Annotated in this window: 20 protein-coding genes; 14 read left to right on the top strand and 6 right to left on the bottom strand. The window is 70.2% G+C overall.

Translation table 11 applies throughout. The features are described from left to right. Window positions 1-3: 3 nt before the first annotated feature. Genes LCL61_RS41185 through LCL61_RS41175 form a run of 3 tightly spaced genes read left to right on the top strand, consistent with a single transcriptional unit; the run spans window position 4 to window position 3,279 of the window. Window positions 4-318, top strand: a complete 315-nt coding sequence (locus LCL61_RS41185; protein ID WP_276366451.1) for a hypothetical protein — start codon at window positions 4-6, stop codon at window positions 316-318. Beyond that, entirely contained in the window at window positions 318-2,711 is a 2,394-nt protein-coding gene (locus LCL61_RS41180; protein ID WP_340684736.1) for a hypothetical protein, read from the top strand. The genes LCL61_RS41185 and LCL61_RS41180 overlap by 1 nt, the downstream gene beginning before the upstream one ends. A gap of 28 nt (window positions 2,712-2,739) precedes the next feature. Continuing rightward, complete coding sequence (locus tag LCL61_RS41175; protein WP_340684735.1) at window positions 2,740-3,279, top strand: hypothetical protein; 540 nt, start codon at window positions 2,740-2,742, stop codon at window positions 3,277-3,279. 51 nt (window positions 3,280-3,330) lie between these two features. Here the strand turns inward: LCL61_RS41175 and LCL61_RS41170 are convergent, their stop codons facing one another. Beyond that, the gene (locus LCL61_RS41170) at window positions 3,331-4,155 is read right to left on the bottom strand and encodes a dienelactone hydrolase family protein (protein ID WP_340684734.1); all 825 of its coding nucleotides are present in this window, start codon (window positions 4,153-4,155) and stop codon (window positions 3,331-3,333) included. A 171-nt stretch (window positions 4,156-4,326) separates the two neighbouring features. Between LCL61_RS41170 and glmS the strand changes: the two genes are divergently transcribed. From glmS to tsaE, 8 genes are all read left to right on the top strand, one after another. Further along, window positions 4,327-6,189, top strand: a complete 1,863-nt coding sequence (gene glmS, locus LCL61_RS41165; protein ID WP_340684733.1) for a glutamine--fructose-6-phosphate transaminase (isomerizing) — start codon at window positions 4,327-4,329, stop codon at window positions 6,187-6,189. A 15-nt stretch (window positions 6,190-6,204) separates the two neighbouring features. Then, the gene (locus LCL61_RS41160) at window positions 6,205-7,644 is read left to right on the top strand and encodes an NAD(P)H-hydrate dehydratase (RefSeq protein WP_340684732.1); all 1,440 of its coding nucleotides are present in this window, start codon (window positions 6,205-6,207) and stop codon (window positions 7,642-7,644) included. Window positions 7,645-7,917: 273 nt separating this feature from the next. Next, window positions 7,918-8,733 carry a DeoR/GlpR family DNA-binding transcription regulator gene (locus LCL61_RS41155; RefSeq protein ID WP_340684731.1) on the top strand — a complete coding sequence of 272 codons (816 nt, stop codon included), beginning with the start codon at window positions 7,918-7,920 and terminating at the stop codon, window positions 8,731-8,733. Beyond that, window positions 8,723-10,150, top strand: a complete 1,428-nt coding sequence (xylB, locus tag LCL61_RS41150) for a xylulokinase (protein ID WP_340684730.1) — start codon at window positions 8,723-8,725, stop codon at window positions 10,148-10,150. The genes LCL61_RS41155 and xylB overlap by 11 nt, the downstream gene beginning before the upstream one ends. 4 nt (window positions 10,151-10,154) lie before the next feature. After that, complete coding sequence (locus LCL61_RS41145) at window positions 10,155-11,246, top strand: ABC transporter ATP-binding protein (RefSeq protein WP_034304347.1); 1,092 nt, start codon at window positions 10,155-10,157, stop codon at window positions 11,244-11,246. 28 nt (window positions 11,247-11,274) lie between these two features. Next, a complete protein-coding gene (gene alr, locus LCL61_RS41140) occupies window positions 11,275-12,414 on the top strand; it encodes an alanine racemase (RefSeq protein ID WP_340684729.1) in 1,140 nt (379 codons plus the stop codon). After that, window positions 12,411-13,508 (top strand): alpha/beta fold hydrolase, encoded by a 1,098-nt coding sequence (locus LCL61_RS41135; protein ID WP_199745637.1) that lies wholly within the window; start codon window positions 12,411-12,413, stop codon window positions 13,506-13,508. The genes alr and LCL61_RS41135 overlap by 4 nt, the downstream gene beginning before the upstream one ends. Further along, entirely contained in the window at window positions 13,508-13,972 is a 465-nt protein-coding gene (gene tsaE / locus LCL61_RS41130; protein WP_340684728.1) for a tRNA (adenosine(37)-N6)-threonylcarbamoyltransferase complex ATPase subunit type 1 TsaE, read from the top strand. The genes LCL61_RS41135 and tsaE overlap by 1 nt, the downstream gene beginning before the upstream one ends. Before the next feature lie 72 nt (window positions 13,973-14,044). Here the strand turns inward: tsaE and LCL61_RS41125 are convergent, their stop codons facing one another. Both LCL61_RS41125 and LCL61_RS41120 read right to left on the bottom strand, forming a co-directional pair. Further along, a complete protein-coding gene (locus tag LCL61_RS41125) occupies window positions 14,045-15,376 on the bottom strand; it encodes a carboxyl transferase domain-containing protein (protein WP_340684727.1) in 1,332 nt (443 codons plus the stop codon). Further along, window positions 15,373-16,794 (bottom strand): acyl-CoA synthetase, encoded by a 1,422-nt coding sequence (locus LCL61_RS41120; RefSeq protein ID WP_340684726.1) that lies wholly within the window; start codon window positions 16,792-16,794, stop codon window positions 15,373-15,375. Before LCL61_RS41120 ends, LCL61_RS41125 begins: the two co-directional genes overlap by 4 nt. Window positions 16,795-17,244: 450 nt before the next feature. Between LCL61_RS41120 and tsaB the strand changes: the two genes are divergently transcribed. Genes tsaB through tsaD form a run of 3 tightly spaced genes read left to right on the top strand, consistent with a single transcriptional unit; the run spans window position 17,245 to window position 19,426 of the window. Continuing rightward, window positions 17,245-17,904 (top strand): tRNA (adenosine(37)-N6)-threonylcarbamoyltransferase complex dimerization subunit type 1 TsaB, encoded by a 660-nt coding sequence (gene tsaB / locus LCL61_RS41115; protein ID WP_340684725.1) that lies wholly within the window; start codon window positions 17,245-17,247, stop codon window positions 17,902-17,904. Beyond that, window positions 17,901-18,380: a ribosomal protein S18-alanine N-acetyltransferase gene (gene rimI, locus LCL61_RS41110; protein ID WP_340684724.1), complete on the top strand. Its 480-nt coding sequence runs from the start codon at window positions 17,901-17,903 to the stop codon at window positions 18,378-18,380. The genes tsaB and rimI overlap by 4 nt, the downstream gene beginning before the upstream one ends. After that, complete coding sequence (gene tsaD / locus LCL61_RS41105; protein ID WP_340684723.1) at window positions 18,380-19,426, top strand: tRNA (adenosine(37)-N6)-threonylcarbamoyltransferase complex transferase subunit TsaD; 1,047 nt, start codon at window positions 18,380-18,382, stop codon at window positions 19,424-19,426. Before rimI ends, tsaD begins: the two co-directional genes overlap by 1 nt. Here tsaD and wecB read toward each other — a convergent pair. The 3 genes from wecB to LCL61_RS41090 form a co-directional block, all read right to left on the bottom strand. After that, complete coding sequence (gene wecB / locus LCL61_RS41100) at window positions 19,423-20,574, bottom strand: non-hydrolyzing UDP-N-acetylglucosamine 2-epimerase (protein WP_340684722.1); 1,152 nt, start codon at window positions 20,572-20,574, stop codon at window positions 19,423-19,425. The genes tsaD and wecB overlap by 4 nt on opposite strands. A 104-nt stretch (window positions 20,575-20,678) precedes the next feature. Next, on the bottom strand, window positions 20,679-20,858 hold the full coding sequence (locus tag LCL61_RS41095; protein ID WP_007031099.1) for an LPXTG cell wall anchor domain-containing protein: 180 nt from the start codon (window positions 20,856-20,858) through the stop codon (window positions 20,679-20,681). Window positions 20,859-20,879: 21 nt separating this feature from the next. Then, window positions 20,880-21,692, bottom strand: coding sequence for a choice-of-anchor P family protein (locus LCL61_RS41090; protein WP_425341969.1), 813 nt, complete (start codon window positions 21,690-21,692; stop codon window positions 20,880-20,882). Window positions 21,693-21,809 lie beyond the last annotated feature (117 nt).

Raw genomic sequence — 21,809 nt, 5'->3', positions numbered from 1 at the left:
GTCATGCCGGACGGGGGCTACAAAGCCGATTCAGAGGCGATGCTCACGGCGTCGACGTCGTTGGAGCGCGCAGCTGAGAACACGACGTCCGAGGCGGGGAAGGTGGGGCCGACGCAGGTTCAGCCCGCGGACTTCGGCCGGGTCCACAAGGACTACCAAAAGGGCTACGCCACCGGGATCCTCGCCATTTCCGACGCGATGAAGGGGTATGCGGGCCAGCTCACCCAGCTCGCCGGTGGAGTCAGCACCGCGTCGACCCGCTACACCTCATCCGACCAGGCGAACGCCGCGGCTGCCAACAAGGCGGGAGCCCAGTAATGAGTGAACCGACGCCCGCCCAGGTACGGGAAATCCTGAACGACCCCTACATCACGCAGGGCACCAAAGACGCTTTGCTGAACCCCTTCGTCAACAGGGAAGAGGCTTACAAGAAGGCCGTCGCCGAACGCGACTCGAACGCCGCCGGGGACAAAAAGCAGGCGGCCGCCACGAAACAGGCCGACAAGGATCTCGACTCCATGTCCCGGCCGGCCGCGGGTGGCTCCACCACCAAGTCCGACCAGGTGCTCGACCTCGGAAAGCCGGCGCTGGACTTCTTTTCCGACTGGGCTGAGCAGGTCTGGAACAAGATGCCGGAGAAGTCGTACGAGATCAGCTACAAGACCGACATCTGGGACCGGTTCCACGAGAACCGTGAGATCAATTTCCAGAAGATGTTCGACGAGGTCGAAGATCTCGGCGACGCGAAGAAGGCCGTCGAGCAGACCCAGAAGGACGCGACGGCGGCGCTGACCACGCTCTTCCACGACTGGAAGGGCGAGGGCGCAACAGCCGCGAAGGTCAAGTACGAGCAGCGAATCCAGCCCGACGCGAAGGAACTCATCGCGCAGATGGACGGCGCCATCAAACTGGTGCCGTCGACCATCGACAAGATCTACAGCGCGCTCAAGCTGAAGGTCGACGAAACGCTGAAGCTCCGAGTCGACAAGGTCGCCACGGCGCCGCTGTACATCGCGAAGCAGGTCGTCGAGATCGCCAACGGCAAGGTCGATTCCAAAGAAAAGCTCATGGACGTCGCGTACTGGCTCGACTCCGCGTGCCCGGGCAACAACCTCGCCGAACGGCTGCGTCACGACGATTGCGATCTGAACGACGAGAACAAGGACTACGCGATCGGGGCCGCGAAGCAGTGGCTGAAGGGCTCGTTCGCCACCGAGTTCGGTGAGCGTTTCGAGAACTTCAAGAAGCTCTGCAAGAACGCGACCGAGACGATCAACACGCAGTATCACGAGCTGTCGCGGTTCATGGAGGACTACACGAACCCGTTCCCCGCGCCCGGATCCGAGAAGCCGCCCGCCGACGACGGCAAGGGCAAGGGCAACGACAACGGCGGCGGGAACACCGGCGGCGGTACTGGCGGTGGAAGCGGTACTGGCGGCGGAAGCGGGAGTGGCGGTGGCGCCAGCACGCCGCCCGCCGCGTCGGTTCCCGAAACGCCGAAGCCGGAGGACAAGCCCGCCGAGGGCATGAACCCGGTCACCGGCAAGCCGCTCGAGCTGGACCCCGAGACCGGCAAGCCGTACCCGATCGACCCGGCGACGGGTGAGGCGATCAAGGACGGCATCGACGGTCAGGACACCATGACCGTCCAAAAGGGCGACAACAAGATCGAGATGACCGAGCCGGATAAAGACGGCAAAATGGACATCAAGGTCGACGACGGCAAGGGCAACGAGAAGGACTACAAGCTCGACTTCGACGACCCGAAGGGCGAAGAGGGCAAGGACGGCAAGCCCGGCGAAGAGGGTAAGGACGGCGAGTTCGGGCCGAAGGGCACGGTCAAGGAGGGTGAGCCCGGCCCCGACGGCGTCTACCGGCCCGGCCCGGACGGCAAGATCCACATCCAGGACGGCAACCTCAAGATCACCGCCGAGCAGCCGCAGGGACCGAACGGTCCGACCGTGGTGACCGTCGACGACGGCAAGGGCGAGCCGACCACCTACACCCTCGACGAAAAGGGTGAGAAGAAGGAACTCAAGACCGGCGACGTCCTCGAGACCGACGACATCAAGAACGGTCTCGACGACCGGAACCCCGGCAACCCTCAGCCCGGCAAGGTCGAAGACGTTCGTCCCATGCCCGCCCCCGCTGACGGCGGGATGGCGCCCGGTGGCGGCGGCGGTAGTGGCTTCAGCGCTCCGGGCGGAGTCGAGGTCGGTGTCGGCGCCGAAGGGACCGCTTCGGTGTCCGCGGGGGCCGAAGCCACCGCGGGCGGCGCGTCGGGTGTCAGTGGCGATGGCACCGTGCCGACCGCGGGAGGCGGTGGCAGCTTCGAAGGCGCGATCGGCAGCCCTCTCGAAGGTGGTTCGTCGGGGTCGCTGAACGAAGCCGGTTCGCTGGAAGCGGGCATGCAGTCCGGAGGTGGCGCGCAGCCGGCCGGGGCCGAGGGCGGTCTCGGGATGGCTCCGGGTGGGATGGACCCGGCGCCCGCGAACGCCGGTGCCGCGAGCTCGCCCGCCGGAATGGGCGGCATGATGGGTGGCATGGGCGCCATGGGCGGCGCGGCCGGTGGTGGCGGGGGTGACACGCAGCGCGGGTCGAGCCAGTACCGCGTCGAAGGCGGCATTTTCGAGACCAGTGGCGCGGGCGGCCGGATCAGCGGCTCGCTCGACGACGAGGGTGGCGACCGTTCGATCAGTTACGAGCGATGATCGGTAGCCGGGGAACGAGGGAGGACCGATGAGCGCTGTTGACCGGCTGGCGGCCGCCATGTCCAGGCAGGACGCCGCCATCACGGAGCAGTTGGAGCAGCGCGGGCTGCGGGAGCGGCATCTCGCCGACGCCAAGGCCCAGGCGGTGGAGACCATGCAGAAGGACGCCGCCGTCCACGACAAGTACGCCGCGCACATGCAGGAGCTGGGGAAGCGGAGCAAGGAGGCGGGCGGCTGGCTGACCGGCAAGACGACCGCCGACCGCAGTCACACGATCGGCTTCGACATCGAGGACGACGACAAGCCGGACGCCCGGTTCGCCGAGTTCGGTGCCCGTCCTGACGCGTCGCGGCCGGTAGCGCCTCCTCCTCCGCCGCTCCCGGTCGCGCCGGGGGTGCCCGGAATGCCGGCGACGGTGGACGTTCCGCCTGCGGCGCCGACGCCCGCTCCCAGCGCCGCGGCGCCCGAAGCGCCTGGCACGCCCGCGCGTCGCCGCGGTCGTCACGCCCGTGACGACAAGGGATTCGACGACGACGACTTCTCGAACAACTCGTGGATGGTCGACTGACCGGCTTCACCCCCGGATCGCGTTTAGCCCGCTAAACGCGATCCGGGCGGGTCAGGCGGCGGGTTCGTCCTGGAGCTCGATGGGGGCGCGTTTGACGTCGGCGTCCAGCAGAGGCTGGTACTTCGTCGTCCCCGTCAGGTGGGTGAGGAAGAACGCGGTGAACAGCGCCCGCGTCAGCTGCTGGGTCCCGCGGTGCGGCTTCCCGTGCAGCAGCAGCTGGCTCCAGTGCCTGCCCTCGGTGACACCGAGGTGCGACGACTTCCCGAGCTTCCGGAGCTGCACCGGCCCGCCCCACGCGTCCGCGATCGCCTCGGCATGTCCGACGGGCGGCGCGACCAGGTCTTCGCCCGCCGCGAGGTGCAGGCCGGGCGCGGTCACCGACCGTGCCGACACCGTCGCCGGCGGCAGCGTCTGCGCGGGGGTGATGGTCGCGACCGCGCGGATCTCGGGTCGCTCGTCGTTCTCGGCGGCCTGCGCGGCGGCCAGCACCGCCGAACCGCCGCCGGTCGAATGCCCGGCCAGGCCGAGTTTCGCCGGGTCGACGCTGATGCCGTCCGGTCCGAGGCGGACGGTCGTGATCAGGTCGAGCGTCGTGAGCAGATCGCCTGCCAGCAGCCGGTGCGAAGGCAGCGGGCCGCGCTGGGTGGCCGGGGCCGCCGCGATGATGCCCCAGCTCGCGAGGTGCCGGAGCAGGTGCCGGTAGCTTCCGGTCGGCTGCAACCAGCCGTGCCCGAACGCGATCGCGGGCAGACCGAGTCCCGAACGGGGGGTGAACACGACGCCGGGCAGTCCGACCAGGGCGAGGTTGCCGCGCAGAACCTCGTGCGGACCTGGGTGGGACAGCTCCGCGAGCAGCTGCTTGGGCTTGCTGGCCATGCTCGTGACCTTACTGCCCGCGCTCCCGTCCGGCCCGCGCGCCGCCCCGGCGTTCGCCTTTCGCGGGCTAACTGCGCTGCTTAGCGTGCCTAAGCGTCGCGTTTAGCCCGCTGAACGCAGGTGCGGGCGCCCGGGCGAAGGGGCCGAATTTCCGTCGTTAGGCTGGTGGCCGTGTGTGGAATCGTGGGATACGTCGGACACCGCCCGGCTCTGGACGTCGTCATCGGCGGGCTTCGCCGGATGGAGTACCGCGGCTATGACTCGGCGGGCGTCGCCGTCCTCGATGGCGTCGGCGCGCTGAACGTCGAGCGCAAAGCGGGCCGCCTGGCCAACCTGGAGACCCAGCTCGACACCGTCGGCAGGGACGCCTTCACCGGTACCGCCGGGATGGGTCACACCCGCTGGGCCACCCACGGCGCCCCGGTCGACCGCAACTCGCACCCGCACCGCGACGCCTCCCAGCGCGTCGCCGTCGTGCACAACGGCATCATCGAGAACTTCGCCGCCCTGCGCGCCGATCTCGAGGCCGAAGGCATCGAGATGGCGAGTGACACCGACTCCGAGACCGCCGCGCACCTGATCGCCCGCGCCTACACCGAGGGCGACACCAAGGGTGACTTCCCGGCCAGCGTCGCCGCGGTCTGCCGTCGGCTCGAAGGCGCGTTCACCCTGGTCGTGAGCATCGCCGACCAGCCGGACACCATCGTCGCCGCCCGTCGTTCGTCGCCGCTGGTCGTCGGTGTCGGCGAGGGCGAGCACTTCGTCGCCTCCGACGTCGCCGCGTTCATCGAGCACACCCGTGAGGCGGTCGAGCTCGGTCAGGATCAGCTCGTCGTGATCACCCGCGACGGTTACGAGGTCGCCGACTTCCACGGCGACGCCGCCCAGGCCAAGCCGTTCACCGTCGACTGGGACCTCTCGGCCGCGGAAAAGGGCGGCCACGAGTACTTCATGCTCAAGGAGATCGAGGAGCAGCCGGAGGCACTGGCGAACACGCTGCGCGGCCACTTCGACGGCGGCCGGATCATCCTCGACGAGCAGCGCATCTCCGACCAGGACCTGCGTGACGTCGACAAGGTCTTCGTCGTCGCCTGTGGTTCCGCGTACCACTCTGGCCTCGTCGCCAAATACGCCATCGAGCACTGGTGCCGCCTGCCGGTCGAGGTCGAGCTGGCCAGCGAGTTCCGCTACCGCGACCCGGTGCTGGATCGCGCGACGCTGGTCGTCGCCGTCTCCCAGTCGGGAGAGACCGCGGACACCCTCGAAGCCGTCCGCCACGCGCGCGAGCAGAAGGCCCGCGTCCTGGCCGTCTGCAACACCAACGGCGCGCAGATCCCGCGTGAGTCCGACGCCGTCCTCTACACGCACGCCGGTCCGGAGATCGGTGTCGCGTCGACGAAGGCCTTCCTCGCGCAGATCGCGGCCAACTACCTGGTCGGCCTGGCGCTCGCGCAGGCCCGCGGCACCAAGTACCCGGACGAGGTCGCCCGTGAGTTCGCCGAACTCGAGGCCATGCCCGCCGCGGTACAGAAGGTCCTGTCCACTGTGGACCAGGTCCGCGATCTCGGCCGTCGGATCGCCGACTCGAAGGCCGTGCTGTTCCTCGGCCGTCACGTCGGTTTCCCGGTCGCCCTCGAAGGCGCGCTGAAGCTCAAGGAACTGGCATACATGCACGCCGAGGGCTTCGCCGCGGGCGAGCTCAAGCACGGCCCGATCGCGCTGATCGAAGAAGGCCTGCCCGTCGTCGTGGTGATGCCCTCGCCCAAGGGACGGGCGGTGCTGCACTCGAAGCTGGTGTCGAACATCAGCGAGATCCAGGCTCGCGGCGCCCGCACGATCGTGATCGCGGAGGAGGGAGACGAGACCGTCCGCCCGTTCGCCGACGAACTGATCGAGATCCCGGCCGTGCCGACGCTGCTGCAGCCGCTGGTCTCCACGGTGCCGCTGCAGGTGCTGGCCGCCGAGATCGCCCGCACGCGCGGGTACGACGTCGACAAGCCGCGTAACCTGGCGAAGTCGGTCACCGTCGAGTAATAGACCGGAGGCGTCGTGCAGGGAATCTGGACCACGGAACGGATTCGCGCGGCGGAGGACCGGTTGCTCGCCGTCACTCCGGACGGCGAGCTCATGCGGCGCGCGGCTTTCGGTCTCGGGGTGCACGCCGCCGACATGCTGGCCGAGCACACAGGTTCGGTGTCCGGGCGGCGCGTGACGCTGCTCGTCGGGTCGGGCAACAACGGCGGTGACGCCTTGTGGGCGGGCGCGTTCCTGCGCCGCCGCAATGTGGCCGTATCGGCGATCCTGCTGAAGCCCGAACGCGCGCACGGCCCGGGTTTGGCCGCTCTGAAGCGATCCGGCGGCAAGGTCGTGTCCCTTGAGGACGGTCCACAGTGGATCCGGCGGGCCGACCTCGTCGTCGACGGGATCGTCGGTATCTCGGCGCGCGGGCCGCTGCGGCCGGATGCCGCGGCGTTGCTGGAGCACGTGAGCTCGCCGGTGCTCGCGGTCGATCTGCCGAGCGGGGTGGATCCGGACACGGGCGCCGTCGACGGTCCGGCGGTCGTGGCGGATCGGACCGTCACCTTCGGCGCGCTCAAGCCGGTGCACGCCCTCGCACCCGCTTCCTGCGGCGAGGTCTCGCTGGTGGACATCGGACTACGGCTAACCGATCCCGATCTGCAGCGACTCGATACGGCGGACGTCGCCGCCGCGTGGCCGATGCCCGGTCCGGACGACGACAAGTACAGCCAGGGCGTGGTCGGGGTGGCCGCCGGATCGGCGACGTATCCGGGGGCGGCCGTGCTCGCGGCCGGTGCGGCGGTGCGGGCGACTTCCGGGCTGGTGCGGTACGCCGGCCATGCCGCGGACGTGGTGCGCGGGCAGTGGCCCGAGATCATCGCGACGGGTTCGGTGACCGACGCGGGCCGGGTCCAGGCGTGGGTTGTCGGGCCGGGTATCGGCACGGGGAACGAGGGGCGGGACGTGCTGCGGTTCGTGCTCGGCCGCGGCGTGCCGGTGTGCGCGGACGCCGACGCGACGACGATCATCGCGCGTTCGCCCGACGTGCTCGACGCGCGTGATCCGGACACGCCGCTCGTGCTGACTCCGCACGCGGGGGAGTTCGAGCGGCTGATGGGTTCGCCGCCGGGGGCGGACCGGGTCGCGGCGGCGCGGTCGGCCGCGCGGAAGTACGACGCCGTCGTGCTCTTGAAGGGGCACTGCACGGTGGTCGCGGCGCCGGACGGGCGCGCGCTGGTGAACACGCCGCGGGGGTCGTGGCTCGCGACGGCCGGTTCGGGAGACGTGCTGTCCGGTCTGGTCGGCGCGTTGCTCGCTTCGGGGCTCGACCCGTGGCTGGCGGCCGGCGCTGCCGCGCACGTCCATTCCCTCGCCGGTTCCCTCGCCGCCGACGGCGCCCCCACCTCGGCTTCCGGCATCCTCGCGGCGGTCCCGGACGCCATCCGGTCGGTCCGCCCGCCGACCTCCTGACCAGAGCCCCGACCTGCGTTTAGCCCCCTGATCGTGCTCTGCGGGCGGGGAGCGCCTCCGTGAGCGCCTTGCCCGCTTCCTCGCCAGGNTGCCCGCAGAGCACGATCAGGGGGCTAAACGCAGGTCCGTGGGTCAGGGGGAAGGTGGCAAGAAATGCGAGAGTTATCGAGTTACGTGTTAACTCCGGCCGAATAATCTGGTAAGAAGCAGGTGTGAGCGTCGACACCCACCCCGCCGAGACCGCGATGGTCCGGGTCGTGAACGGTGTCGCCCATGTCTAAGACCAGGCCATCGGACGCCGCAGTCGAGCAACGACGCCAAGAGATCCTCGACCACGTCATCGCCACCGGCGAGGTCCGCATCGACGACCTCACCGCCCGCTTCGGCGTCAGCCTGATGACGATGCACCGCGACCTCGACGACCTCGCCGAGCGCCGCCTCCTCCGCAAACTCCGCGGCAAGGTCGAGGCCTACCCCGCGACGACCATGGAGTCCGCCGCCCGCTTCCGCGACACCTTCAACCAGGCCACGAAGGACGCGCTGGGCGAAGCCGCCGCGGCGCACGTCCACTCCGGTCAGACGGTCTTCGTCGACGACTCGACGACGCTCTTCCCGCTCGTCCGCCGCCTCGGCCAGGTCGAAGACCTCACCGTCATCACCAACTCGCTCGAAGCCGCCCGCATCCTCGGCCCGGCCAAGAGCGTCGAGGTCGTCCTGGCGGGCGGCCGCTACCACCACGAGTTCGACTCGTGCGCCGGCCCGGACGTCGTCGCGTTCCTCGACCGCACGCACGCCGACATCGCGTTCGTCTCGGTCGCCGCGGTCGCGGTCGGCCGCCTGTTCCACCCGGTCCAGGACTACGCCGAGCTCAAGAAAGCCGCGCTGCGCACCGCCGACCGCAACGTCCTGGTCGTCGACAACTCCAAGTTCGGCCGCACCGCCACCTACGCGTACGGCGACATCGGTGACTACGACCTCCTGATCACCGACGAAGAGGCGCCGACCGAGGAGATCGAGGCGGCGCTGACCGCGGGAACCGCCATAGAGCAGGTCGAGTGCGCACCGGAAGGGCCGGAATATGAGTTCTGACCTGGTCGCCGGAATCGACTCGTCGACCCAGTCGACGAAGGTCGTCGTCTGCGACGCGAACACGGGCGAGATCGTCCGTACCGGCCGCGCTTCGCACCCCGACGGCACGGAGGTCGCTCCCGCCGCGTGGTGGGACGCGTTCCGCGAGGCCACGGACGGCCTGCTCGACGGCGTCGGCGCCATCGGCATCGGCGGTCAGCAGCACGGCATGGTCACCGTCGACGAGGCGGGCGAAGTCGTCCGGCCCGCATTGCTGTGGAACGACACCCGGTCCGCGAAGGCGGCCGAAGACCTCAGCGGCGAGCTCGGTCCGGAGAGCTGGGCGAAGTCCGTCGGTTCGGTGCCGGTCGCCAGCTTCACCGTCACGAAGCTGCGCTGGATGGCGGAGAACGAGCCGGCGCTGGCCGATCGCGTCGCCCGCGTTCTGCTCCCGCACGACTGGCTGACCTGGCGGTTGCTGGGCTCCGGCGCCGAGCCGGTCACCGATCGCGGCGACGCTTCCGGCACCGGTTACTTCTCGCCCGCCACCGGCGAATACCGCCAAGACCTCCTCGCGCACGCTTTCGGCGGCCGCACTCCCGAGCTGCCCAGGGTCATCGGCCCCGCCGAAGCCGCGGGCCACACCCCGGACGGGATCCTGGTCTCGGCCGGAACCGGTGACAACATGGCCGCCGCCCTCGGCCTCGAACTCGCCCCCGGCGACGTCGTGGTCTCGCTCGGTACCAGCGGCACCGTCTTCGGCGTCTCGGAGACGGCGAGCGCCGACCCGTCCGGAATCGTCGCCGGATTCGCCGACGCCACCGGCTGCTTCCTCCCGCTGGCCTGCACCCTCAACGCGGCCCGCGTGCTCACGGCGACGTCCGCGATGCTCGGTGTCGAACTCGCGGAGTTCGACAAGCTGGCGCTCACGGCCGGGCCCGGTTCCGGCGGCCTCACCTTCCTGCCGTACCTCGACGGTGAGCGGACGCCGAACCTTCCGGACGCCAACGGCACGCTCTTCGGCCTGACCCGCGCCAACATGACGCCCGAGAACCTCGCCCGCGCCGCCGTCGAAGGCATGCTGTGCGGCCTCGCCGCCGGTCTCGACGCCCTGCGCGAGCAGGGGCTGGAAGTCCGCCGCGTGCTCTTGATCGGTGGCGGCGCGCAGTCGGCCGCCGTCCGCGCGGTCGCGCCGATCGTCTTCGGCGTGCCCGTCGTCATCCCCGAAGTCGCCGAGTACGTCGCGGTCGGTGCCGCGCGGCAGGCGGCCTGGGCCCTCGCTTCCAGCACGGAACCTCCCCGCTGGCAGGAACAGCACGGCTACACCCCACTCGAGCCGACCGAAACGGACAGCGCCGAAGGGCACCGGATCCGGCAACGGCATCTCGAAGCCCGCGAACTCGGGCACGGCATTTCCGCGAAACCGAAAGAGGACTGAACCGATGGCCACGATCACCTACGACAAGGCGACCCGGCGCTACGCGGGCTCCGAGCGGCCCGCCGTGGACGCACTCGACCTCGAGATCGCCGACGGCGAGTTCCTCGTGCTGGTCGGGCCTTCCGGCTGTGGCAAGTCCACCAGCCTGCGGATGCTCGCCGGCCTCGAGGACATCGACGAAGGCGCCGTGTGGATCGGCGACCGCGACGTCACGCAGCTGCCGCCGCGTGCCCGCGACATCGCGATGGTGTTCCAGAACTACGCGCTGTACCCGCATATGACCGTGGGCCAGAACATGGGCTTCGCGCTGAAGATCGCTGGCCGTCCGGCGTCGGAGATCAAGCAGAAGGTGCTCGACGCGGCCAAGCTGCTCGACATCGAGCAGTACCTCGACCGCAAGCCGAAGGCGCTCTCCGGTGGTCAGCGCCAGCGTGTCGCGATGGGCCGCGCCATCGTTCGTGAGCCGCAGGTCTTCCTCATGGACGAGCCGCTGTCGAACCTCGACGCCAAGCTGCGTGTCTCCACCCGTACGCAGATCGCCGCGCTGCAGCGCCGCCTCGGCGTCACCACCGTGTACGTCACGCACGACCAGGTCGAGGCCATGACGATGGGTGACCGGGTCGCGGTCCTTTCGGACGGTCTTCTGCAGCAGTGCGACACCCCGCGCGCCCTGTACGACCGGCCCGCAAACGCTTTCGTCGCCGGGTTCATCGGCTCGCCCGCGATGAACCTCGTCACCGCGAAGCTCACCGAAGACGGTGCCGAGCTGGGTGGCGCGCGGGTGCCGCTGACGCGCGAGATCCTCGCCAAGGCCGACGGCGACACGGTCACCCTCGGCTTCCGTCCGGAGTCGCTCGAGGTGACCACCAGCGAGGACGGCACCGTGCCGGTCAAGGTCGACCTCGTCGAGGAGCTCGGCTCGGACGCGTACGTGTACGGCAAGCTGGCCGAGACCGACGCCGAAGGCACGAAGTCGAACGTCGTCACCCGTGTCGACCCGCGCAAGCCGCCGGCCATGGGTGACACCCTGCACCTGCGGATCCGTCCCGACGAGCTGCACGTGTTCTCCGCCACCGACGGGGCGCGCTTGTCCTGAGCCGGTTCGTGGGAAACTGGTGGTCGTTATGACCGCCAGTTTCCCGCGTGCCGAGGTCGTCATCGACCTGTCCGCCATCCGGCACAACGTCGCCCTGCTCGCGTCCCGCGCTCCCTCGGCCCAGACCATGGCCGTGGTCAAGGCGGACGGCTACGGGCACGGAGCCCTCGAGGTCGCCCGTGCCGCCGTCGAGGGTGGGGCCACCTGGCTGGGCACCTGCTCTCTCGGCGAGGCGCTCGCGCTGCGCCGGGCGGGGATCGGTGTTCGCCTCTTCAGCTGGCTCGACACTCCCGAAGCCGACTTCGCGCCCGCGGTCGCCGAAGACATCGACGTCGCCGTCAGCTCCCTCGACGAGCTGGCCCGCGTGGCCGACGGCGCGCGCCGGGCACGCGACTTTAGCCCCCTAAACGCGATCTGCCGGGTTCACCTCAAGATCGACACCGGGCTCTCCCGAAACGGCTGCCCGCCTGCGGAGTGGCCGGCGTTGGTCAAGGCCGCGGCGGCCGCGAAGCCGCTCATCGAGGTCGTCGCGATCTGGTCGCACCTCGCCTGCGCCGACGAGCCCGGCCACCCCTCCATCGACGCGCAGGCGAAGCGATTCGACGAGGCCTACGACATCGCCCGCGCCGCCGGCCTGGACCCGATGCGGCATATCGCGAACTCCGCCGCCGTGCTGACCAGGCCCGACCTGCACTTCGACCTCGTCCGACCCGGGATCGCGATCTACGGGCTGAACCCGGTGCCGACCGGCGACGATCTGCGCCCGACGATGACCTTCAAGTCGTCCGTCGTGCTCACGAAGCGGATCCCGGCCGGCGAATCGGTCTCGTACGGCCACAGCTGGACGGCCGAACGCGACACCACCCTCGCGCTCGTCCCCGTCGGATACGCCGACGGCGTGCCGCGGTCGCTGTCCGGGCGGATGGACGTCCTGCTCGCCGGGAAGCGACGGCCGGTCGTCGGCCGCGTCTGCATGGACCAGCTGATCGTCGACTGCGGAGACGACGAGCCGTCCATCGGCAGCGAAGTGATCCTCTTCGGCGCAGGCGCTTCCGGCGAGCCGACGGCCCGGGAATGGGCCGACAAGCTGGGGACGATCGACTACGAGATCGTGACTTCGATGTACCGCCCGCGTATCCACCGGACGTATCTGGAGGCAGGCTCGTGACACCTTCACGAAGACTGCTGGCCATCGTCGGCGGTGTCGGGGCGGTGGCCACCGGCACCGCCGCCGCGATCGCCGTCGCCGCTCAGCAGCGGCGGCAGAGTGAGGATCCGTTCGTGGACGAGCCGTTGGGGGATCTCGCACCGGACCGGACATCGACAGTGGCGGCGGAGGACGGCACGCCGCTCGCGGTCGAGGAGATCGATCCGGCCGATGGAGGAGAACCGGAGCTGACCGTCGTCGGCGTGCACGGTTTCGCGTTGTCGAAGCGCTGCTGGCACTTCCAGCGGCGAGACCTCGCTTCGCTGAAGCTGCCGCGCGTGCGACAGGTGTACTTCGACCATCGCGGGCACGGGCAATCCGGCGCCGCGACCGCCGAGACCAGCACCATCGAGCAGCTGGCGCGCGACCTCGACATGGTCCTGCGCTCGGTGGTGCCGGAGGGGCCCATCGTGCTCATGGGGCATTCGATGGGCGGCATGGTGATCATGGAGCTCGCTTCGGAGCATCCCGAGCTGTTCGACGACCGTGTCTGCGGAGTCGCGTTCATCGCGACCGCGGCGGGTGAAGTCGGTGCGCGGGGACTGCCGAGATCACTGCTCTCTAAGTACAACCCGCTCACGCGAGGCGTCGGCGGACTGGCCGGCTGGCAGCCGGGGCTCGTCGAGTTCGTGCGCGCGGCAGGCGGGCAGCTGACCCGGCAGGCCGTACGCAGGCTCGCTTTCGGCAGCCGTGACGTGTCGCCGCGACTCGTCGACTTCATGCTGGAAATGCTCGAAGTGACACCCGTGCGCGGGCTCGTGAACTTCGTCGACACGCTCGGCAGCCACAATCGGTACGCCGCGCTCGCCGGGTTGAAGCACGCGCACGTGCTGGTCGTCGGCGGGGATTCCGACCGGTTCACGCCGATCGCGCACGCCGAGCGGATCGCGGCGGAGCTACCGGACGCCGAGCTGGTGCGCGTCCGCGGCGCGGGGCACATGGTGCAGCTGGAACAACCCGAACTGGTGAACAGCCACCTGATCGACTTGGTGCAACGATGCACGGGCACCGATGGTGAGACTTCCGAACGGCGGACCTGGTGGTGGCAACGCTGATGAATTTCGCTTTCCCGACTCCCGAGTCGACGATGGATTTCGGGCGCGAGCTCGGACGTTCGCTGCGCGCGGGCGATCTGGTGCTGCTCGCCGGGCCGCTCGGGGCGGGCAAGACGACGCTGACCCGCGGGATCGCGGAAGGTCTCGGGGTCGGCGGGCGGGTCAGCTCGCCGACGTTCGTGCTGGCCAGGGTGCATCCGGCGGGGGCTTCCGGGGTCGCGCTGGTACACGTGGACGCGTACCGGCTCGGCGGGGATCTCTCGCAGCTGGAAGACTTGGACCTCGACACCGAATTGGAGCGATCCGCGCTGGTCGTCGAATGGGGCGAAGGGTCCGCTGAACGCCTGTCGGACGACTACCTCGTCGTGCGGCTTGAGCGCCGTGAGGACGATGTCCGCTTGGTCACCCTGGAGCCGCACGGCACCTGGACGTCCCGCACGCCAGACCTGCGTTTAGCGGGCTAATCGCGATCTGCGGGCCCACCTGCGTTTAGCCCCCTAATCGCGATCTGTGCCGTCTGACTTGCGTTTCGCGGGCTAAACGCGATCCGCCGGGCCGACGACGGAGCGCGCGATCCCCAGGTCGACAAGGTCTTGGGGGCGTAGCCGCAGTCGGTCCGCGAGGGCGGGGGCTTCGTCGGCGGGCAGCTTGAGGATCGCCGCGGCCGCTTCCGGCGAGGTCACCGAGAAGTACGCGCCGGGCGTCACCCACGTCGACCCCGGCGCCGCGAACGCGAGCGCGCCTCCGGACCCACCTTCCCCGATCACCAGGGTCGTGATCGGCACGGCCGCGCTCGCGACCGCCTCGAACAACTCCGCGATCGCCGCGCCGGCCCCGGCCCGCTCGGCCGCCTCGTCGTTCGCCGCGCCCGGGGTGTCGACGAGGGTGAGGACCGGGATTCCGAGCCTCGACGCGAGCCGCACCAGACGCGCCGCCGTCCGAAAACCCGCGGGCGACGTCGGCGTTCCGCACTGCGCGGCGTATGCGATCGCTCGGCCGCCTCGCCAGCCGAAGCCGCATAAGACACCGGAGTCGACTCCGCCGCACCTGTCGCCCGAGACCTCCTCACGCCAGTCGAAGTACGCGTCGAGGTACTCCGCTGCCCTCGGCCGCTCGGCGGAGCGTGCGGCTTGGACCGCGTCCCATCCGCTGTCGGGTAAGTCCGTCACCCCGAGCGCGCCAGGCGGCTTCGCGGCTTCCGGCGTCGGCGAAGTCAGGAGGCGCAGCCACCGTTCCAGTGCGGCGGGAAGGTCGGCAGGCACCACGATCTGATCGACTTGGCCCCACGCGAACTTCGCTTCGGCCGTGTACGCCTCCGCGGGTGCGCCGACGGGCCGCACGCGGGAACCGGCGAAACCGACCTGTGCCTCGGGTAGCGCGAGAACGACGTCGGCGCTCGCGCCGAGGGTCGCCCAGCCGCCGCCCGTGGTCGGATCGCGCAGCACCGAGATCTGCGGCACCGACCGGGCTCCGGCCGCCGCCCGCGCGATGCGCTGCAACTGCGAAAGGGCCCGCATCCCGTGCTGCATGCGGCTGCCGCCGGTCGCGATCAGTGACACCACGGGCAACCGGGATTCGACCGCCCGCGCGAACGCCGCTTCGACGCGGTCACCGGTCCGCAGGCCGATCGACCCGCCCAGGAAGCCGAACTCGAAGGCGATCACGACCGCTTCGACGGCGCCGATCCTGGCGGTCCCGCAGACCACGGACTCGTCTTCTCCAGTCCGCTCTTCGGCGGTCTCGCGTGCCGAGCGGTAACCCGGCCAGCCGATCGGCCCGTCGTCCGGCTCCTCGGAACGCGGGACGTCCAGATCCTCGAAATCGTTCGCGATTCCCTTGATGACGGACCGCGCCGAGAGCCTGCTCATCCGAGCGCTCGCTTCATGACCTTGCCCATGTCGTTGCGCGGCAACGCTTCCAGATAGCGGACCACCCGAGGCCGTTTGTGCGGCGACAACAGGCGCGAGACGTGGTCGGCGAGTTCCGACTCCGCCGGGCGTTCTCCTTCGGGCACCACCCAGGCCACGATGCGCTCGCCGAGGTCGTCGTCGGGCTCGCCGGTCACCGCCACCTCCGCGACGCCGGGATGCTCCATGAGCGCGTTCTCGATCTCACCCGCACCGATCTTGTAGCCGCCGCTCTTGATCAGATCCGTCGCCTTCCGGCCGACGATCTTCACGTATCCGGCCCCGTCGCGGGTCGCCATGTCGCCGGTCCGGAACCAGCCGTCGTCGAAGGCGGCTTCGGTGGCGTCGGGGCGGTTGAGATACTCGGTGAACAGGTTCTGCCCACGGACCTGGATCTCGCCGACGGTCTCGATCTCCTCGACGGGCTTGCCCGCTTCGTCGACCAGCCGGAGATCGACGCCGCGCAGCGGGACACCGACTGTGCCAGGCACGTGCTCGCCGTCGGCGCGAATGCTGGTGTTCATGAGGGTCTCGGTCATCCCGTAGCGCTCGATCACGCGCCGGCCGGTCGCCGCGGTGATGCGCTGGTGATCGTGGACGGGCAGCGCGGCCGATCCGGAGACGAGCAGCCGGGCGCCGCCGAGGGCTTCGGCGAGCGACGGATCTTCACCGACTTCGCCCGCGATGCGGTGGTACATGGTCGGGACGCCGAACAGCATCGTCGCCCCGGAGGCGAGTTCGCGTGCGACGCCTTCGGTGGAGAAGCGACCGAGATGCCGGACCGAGCCGCCGCGCCGGAGCGGCCCCAGGATGCCGAGGATCAGGCCGTGCACGTGGAACAGCGGCAGGCCGTGGACCAGGACGTCGTCGGCGGTCCATTCCCAGGCGTCTTCGAGCGCGTCGAGAGTCGTCGAGATGGCGCGCCGGGGGAGGACGACGCCCTTGGGCGGGCCGGTGGTGCCGGAGGTGTAGACGATCAGTGCCGGGGCTTCGGCGTCCGGTTCGGCGGGGAGATCGACAGGCGTGCCTTCGAGGACGACGTCGCGGCGCGGCAGGCCGCTGAGCCCCGCGGGCAGGCCGACGCCCGGTTCGGCGAGTACGAGGACGGGCTCGCTGTCGGTGAGGATGTGCGCGAGTTCGCGCTCGCCGATCTTCGGGTTGAGCGGGATGGCGGGGACGCCGGCGAGCAGGGCGGCGACGACGGCGACGCTGGTGTGCACCGACGGCGTCGCCCAGACGGCGACGCGGTCGCTCGGCAGGTCGCGGGCGAGTGTGCCGGCGATGGCCGCGACGTCGTCGTAGGTGAGGGAGATGTCGCCGAAGCGCAGCGCCTCCTTGGCCGCGCCGCTCGCCAGCGTGGGGAACAACCGATCGGGCACCGTGTGACCTCCTGCTCGATTCCGCCGGCCGGGCACGTGGCCCTCGCAGGACCGTACCGCGCTGCCCACCCGCACCCCTGCGACCAGCTTCACACCCCGCGGCCGGATCGCGTTTAGCCCCCTAATCGCGATCTGCGGGTCTGAGGCGCCAAGTTCCACCAGATCGCGTTTAGCGGGCTAAACGCGATCTGCGGGCGGAGAGCGGGAGCGACTTTAGCCCCCTAATCGCGATCCGGCGGCGTGGTCCGGAGACCGGAGGGCAGGCCCCAGCCGGATCGCGTTTAGCGGGCTAAACGCGATCCGGCCGCGGGGGGAGCGGCCACGCCACCCGATCNCGGATCGCGTTTAGCGGGCTAAACGCGATCCGGCCGCGGGGGGAGCGGCCACGCCACCCGATCGCGTTCAGCCCGCTAAACGCGACGCGGGGCGCTGGTCGTAGGCTGGGTAACCGTGCTGGTACTGGCCATCGACACCTCGACCCCGGCGGTCACCGCGGGCCTCGTCGCCCTGGACGGCGACGTCCTCGAGTCGCGCGGCGACCGCGTCACGGTCGACCCGCGTGCGCACGGCGAGCTGATCACGCCCCACGCCCTCGAAGCCGTCAAGGCCGCAGGCGTCACGCTTCGCGACCTCGACGCCATCGTCTGCGGCGTCGGCCCCGGCCCCTTCACCGGCCTTCGCGCCGGCATGGCCACCGCCGCGTCGCTCGCCCACGCCCTCGGCATCCCCGCGTACCCGGTGTGCAGCCTCGACGCGATCGCCGCCGACGTCGCCCCCGGCGAAGCGCCCTTCCTCGTCCTCACCGACGCGAGGCGCCGCGAGGTCTACTGGGCCGCGTACGCCGCCGACGGCTCCCGCACCGACGGCCCCCACGTCGAGCGGCCCGCCGGCCTCGAGACCACCATCAAGGTCGCGGCGGGTGACGGCGCGCTCCTCTACGCGGACACCCTCGGCGTCCAGCCGATCGAGCCGCGCTTCCCGTCACCCGTCGGGCTGGTCAAGGCCGCACGCGAGGACTTCAACAAGAAGCCAAGCCCACTTACCCCGCTGTATCTCCGCCGCCCGGACGCCGTCGAACCGGCCGCGCGCAAGAAGGTGACCACGCCGTGAGGCTGGAACCCTTACGCCGCAAGGACATTCCCCGCTGTGTCGAGATAGAGAAGATCCTCTTCCCCGGCGATTCGCCGTGGAGCGCCTACGCCTTTCACGCCGAACTCGACGGCGGCGGCTACTACCTGGTCGCCCGTCCGGACGAAAGCGACGAGGTCATCGGTTACGCCGGGCTCGCCGTCGTCGGCCGCCGCGGCGACTACGAGGCGAGCATCCACACGATCGGCGTCGACCCCGGCCACCAGCGCAAGGGCATCGGCACCACGCTGCTGAAGGCGCTCCTCGACCGCGCGGACGAACTCGCCGCGCCGGTCTTCCTCGAAGTCCGCACCGACAACGACGCGGCGATCACGCTCTACGAGCGGCACGGTTTCGAACGCGTCGGCCTCCGGAAGCGCTACTACCAGCCCTCCGGCGCCGACGCCTACACGATGGCCCGCCCGCGGGCCCAGGTCCGAGACGAGGTGGCGGGCTGATGCCGCGCATCATCATGGGCATCGAGAGTTCGTGCGACGAGACCGGTGTCGGCCTCGTCCGCCTGCACGACGACAACACGGTCGAACTCCTCGCCGACGAGGTCGCCTCCAGCGTCGACCAGCACGCCCGCTTCGGTGGCGTCGTGCCCGAGGTCGCCAGCCGCGCGCACCTGGAGGCGATGGTCCCGACGGTCGAGCGGGCCTTCGAAAAAGCCGGGCTCCAACTGTCCGATGTGGACGCGATCGCGGTCACCGCGGGACCCGGGCTTGCCGGCGCGCTCCTGGTCGGCGTCGCCGCGGCCAAGGCCTACGCCGCCGCGCTCGACATCCCGCTCTACGGCGTCAATCACCTGGCCGGGCACATCGCCGTCGACACGCTCCAGCACGGCCCGCTGCCTGACCGCTGTCTCGCCCTGCTCGTTTCGGGCGGGCACACGCAATTGCTGCTGGTGGACGACATCGCTTCCGAGATCATCGAACTCGGGTCCACTGTGGACGACGCGGCGGGCGAGGCCTACGACAAGGTCGCCCGCGTGCTCGGCCTGCCGTACCCCGGCGGCCCGCCCATCGACAAGGCCGCCAAGAACGGCGACGGCGCCGCCATCGCGTTCCCCCGGGGAATGACCGGGCCGCGCGACGCCAAGTTCGACTTCTCCTTCTCTGGCCTGAAGACCGCCGTCGCCCGCTGGGTCGAAGGCGCCGAACGCCGCGGTGAGGACATTCCTGTCGACGACGTCGCTGCGTCGTTCCAGGAGGCCGTCGCCGACGTGCTCACCATGAAGGCCATCCGCGCCGCCAAGGAACACGGCGTGGACACGCTGGTGATCTCCGGCGGCGTGGCGGCGAATTCGCGACTGTCCGAACTCGCCGCCGAGCGCTGCGCCGAAGCCGGGATCACCCTGCGGGTTCCGCGGCCGCGGCTGTGCACCGACAACGGTGCGATGATCGCCGCGCTCGGCGCGCACGTGGTCGCCGCCGGACGGCCGCGGGCATCGCTCGATTTCTCCGCGAATCCGGCGCTGCCGGTGCAGATCGTCTCGATCTAGCGCGATTCGGCGGCGGTGCGCGGCGCCGGGGCGAGGTCGAGCAGTTCCTCCAGCGCGGCCACCGACAACGCGGCGGCATTGCCGTCGCCGTAAGGGTTTCCGGCATGTGTCGGATAGAGGTCGCCACGGAGGACCTTCGCCGCGGTGTCCGCGATGAGGCCGGTGTCCGTCCCGACCAGCCAGGCGCAGCCGGCCTCGACGGCTTCGCGCCGTTCGGTGACGTCGCGGAGCACGAGGACGGGCGTGCCGAAAGTCGGTGCTTCCTCTTGGATACCACCGGAATCGGTCAGGACGAGCTCGGCGAGCCGCAATGCGCGCACGAGATCGGGATACTCGAGCGGCTCGGTGATCGTCACCCTCGGGGTTCCGCCGAGCGCGGTCTTCACCTGATCCCGCACGGCCGGATTGGGATGCACCGGGAACAGCACCTGGACGTCGCTGTGTTCCGCGACGATCAGTTCGATGGCCGCGAGCGTGCGGCTCAGCGGCTCGCCCCAGGACTCGCGCCGATGCGACGTCACGAGGACGAGGCGTTCGCCGGCCTCGGCGATTTCCATCTCCAGCAAGGCGAGCGCGGTGTCCCTCGCCGGGAGATCCCGCTCGGCGATCGCGATCACGGCGTCGACGACGGTGTTGCCGGTGACGGCGATCCGCTGGCGCGGAACACCTTCCGTGCGCAGCGCGGCCGCGGCGGCCGGCGTCGGCGCGAGATGCAAGGCGGCGATACGCGAGATCATCTGCCGCGTCCCCTCTTCGGGGAACGGTGCGGCGAGGTCGTGCGTCCGCAGGCCCGCCTCCAGATGCACGACCGGGATGCCCTGCCAGAACGCGGCGAGCGCGCCGGCCAGCCCCGTCGTGGTGTCACCCTGGACGACGACCGCGGCCGGTGCGACGCGTCGCAGCACATCGTCGAGCGCGGGCAGCAGCCCGGAAACGAGTTCCGCCTGCGTGCCGGTGGTCCGGGGCGGGGTGTCGAGCCAGGCGTCGACCGGCAGTCCGAACGGGATCAGCGCCTGTTCCACCATGCCCTGATGCTGTCCGCTGTGGACGACGAAGGGCCGTAGGTGCGGGTGCTCCGCCAGCGCCAATGCCAGCGGCGCGAGCTTGACCGCCTCCGGCCGTGTTCCGGCCAGCAACATCACATCCACGCGTTCGCGCTCCTCATCCACATTTCGAGTGTCCCGCAAAGCGCGGGTGAAGGCCGCCGGCGTGCGAGGGGCCCACGCCGGCGGCCGTTCCGTCCGGGGAAGCGTCAGCTCCCCATCTCGCCGAGCCGTTTCGTGCGGCGATAGCCCGCGATGACCGCGATGGTTCCGAGAACCAGCAGGATCACCCCGACGGCCAGCCACCAGCCGACATCGGCCCCGGTGGCGGCGAGGGCACCCACCCCGCCACCGGCGACGCCGACTCCGGCGCCAGGCAACTTGTACATTTCGACCTCACTTCACCCAGGTCAGGCGGTGGTCGCCGGACGCCGGTTGCGGACGACGCGGATACCGACCGGGATGGCGACGGCACCGAGCAGGCCGAGACCGATCCACAGTCCGGCGCCCGAAGCGAGCGGCACGGGCAGACCGGCCGGACCACAGGTGGCCGACGAGACGATCACGTCGCCGGAACCGAGCGGGTTGAGCGCCTGTCCCAGCAGCTTCACGTGGATGGCGTTGACCGTGAGGCTGCCGTCACCGTTCTTGATCTGCTCGTTGAGGATGATCGTCGCGACGTTGGCGTCGCCGAGACCGACCTTGACCTGTGTGTTCGGTGCCGGCGTCGAGTCGACGGCGCCCGCGCTGCCGAGGTTCGCACCGACCAGGTTCGTCGCACCCTGCACACCCTTCTGGGTCGCGGTGCAGGTGGCTTCGACGACCTTGACGCCGACACTACCGAGTGCGCTCTTCAGCAGCGGCAAGCCGACATCGGCGGTGCTGGCCTTGGCGGTCACGGCACCGGAGTTGTCGTCGCGCTTGGCTTCGGTGTTGATAGCGCCCGCGGTCAGCACACCGGTGAGGTTGGCCTTCGCGAGGCTGTTGGTGGTCGGCCCGGAGGTCTTCGCTTCGGCGAGCGGCCCGGCCTTCACCGCGTCGAGGCCGAGGAGTTTCACATCGACCTTGACGCCATACGCGGAGCCGTCACCGGGGGCCGCCGAGGCGGGCGCCGCACCGGCGATGGCCACACTCGCCACCACAGCGGCGAGCAGTCCGCCTCGTCGCAAGAGGTGCGTGTTCTTCAACTGGTCCTCCGAATTGATTCGTGGGGGTTCTCTCATCTGCGGTCGGCGCGAGGGCACAACCGTTGCGGACGAATCCTCAGCTGGCCTGACTCGGCTCGCGGGTCGTCTATCGCCGAGTGTTTCTTAAATTGAACAAAAAACTGCGAGGATCAC

Origin of the sequence: Amycolatopsis coloradensis (assembly GCF_037997115.1) — a bacterium.
Classification (GTDB): Bacteria; Actinomycetota; Actinomycetes; order Mycobacteriales; family Pseudonocardiaceae; genus Amycolatopsis; species Amycolatopsis coloradensis_A.
This window is presented reverse-complemented; position numbering and strand designations above follow the sequence as displayed.

Bases quoted from the DNA above. Each gene is read 5' to 3' on its own strand.
- LCL61_RS41185 (WP_276366451.1), top strand. From the start codon at position 4: ATGCCGGACGGGGGCTACAAAGCCGATTCAGAGGCGATGCTCACGGCG.
- LCL61_RS41180 (WP_340684736.1), top strand. From the start codon at position 318: ATGAGTGAACCGACGCCCGCCCAGGTACGGGAAATCCTGAACGACCCC.
- LCL61_RS41175 (WP_340684735.1), top strand. From the start codon at position 2,740: ATGAGCGCTGTTGACCGGCTGGCGGCCGCCATGTCCAGGCAGGACGCC.
- LCL61_RS41170 (WP_340684734.1), bottom strand. From the start codon at position 4,155: ATGGCCAGCAAGCCCAAGCAGCTGCTCGCGGAGCTGTCCCACCCAGGT.
- LCL61_RS41155 (WP_340684731.1), top strand. From the start codon at position 7,918: ATGTCTAAGACCAGGCCATCGGACGCCGCAGTCGAGCAACGACGCCAA.
- xylB (WP_340684730.1), top strand. From the start codon at position 8,723: ATGAGTTCTGACCTGGTCGCCGGAATCGACTCGTCGACCCAGTCGACG.
- LCL61_RS41145 (WP_034304347.1), top strand. From the start codon at position 10,155: ATGGCCACGATCACCTACGACAAGGCGACCCGGCGCTACGCGGGCTCC.
- alr (WP_340684729.1), top strand. From the start codon at position 11,275: ATGACCGCCAGTTTCCCGCGTGCCGAGGTCGTCATCGACCTGTCCGCC.
- tsaE (WP_340684728.1), top strand. From the start codon at position 13,508: ATGAATTTCGCTTTCCCGACTCCCGAGTCGACGATGGATTTCGGGCGC.
- LCL61_RS41125 (WP_340684727.1), bottom strand. From the start codon at position 15,376: ATGAGCAGGCTCTCGGCGCGGTCCGTCATCAAGGGAATCGCGAACGAT.
- tsaD (WP_340684723.1), top strand. From the start codon at position 18,380: ATGCCGCGCATCATCATGGGCATCGAGAGTTCGTGCGACGAGACCGGT.
- LCL61_RS41095 (WP_007031099.1), bottom strand. From the start codon at position 20,858: ATGTACAAGTTGCCTGGCGCCGGAGTCGGCGTCGCCGGTGGCGGGGTG.
- LCL61_RS41090 (WP_425341969.1), bottom strand. From the start codon at position 21,692: ATGAGAGAACCCCCACGAATCAATTCGGAGGACCAGTTGAAGAACACG.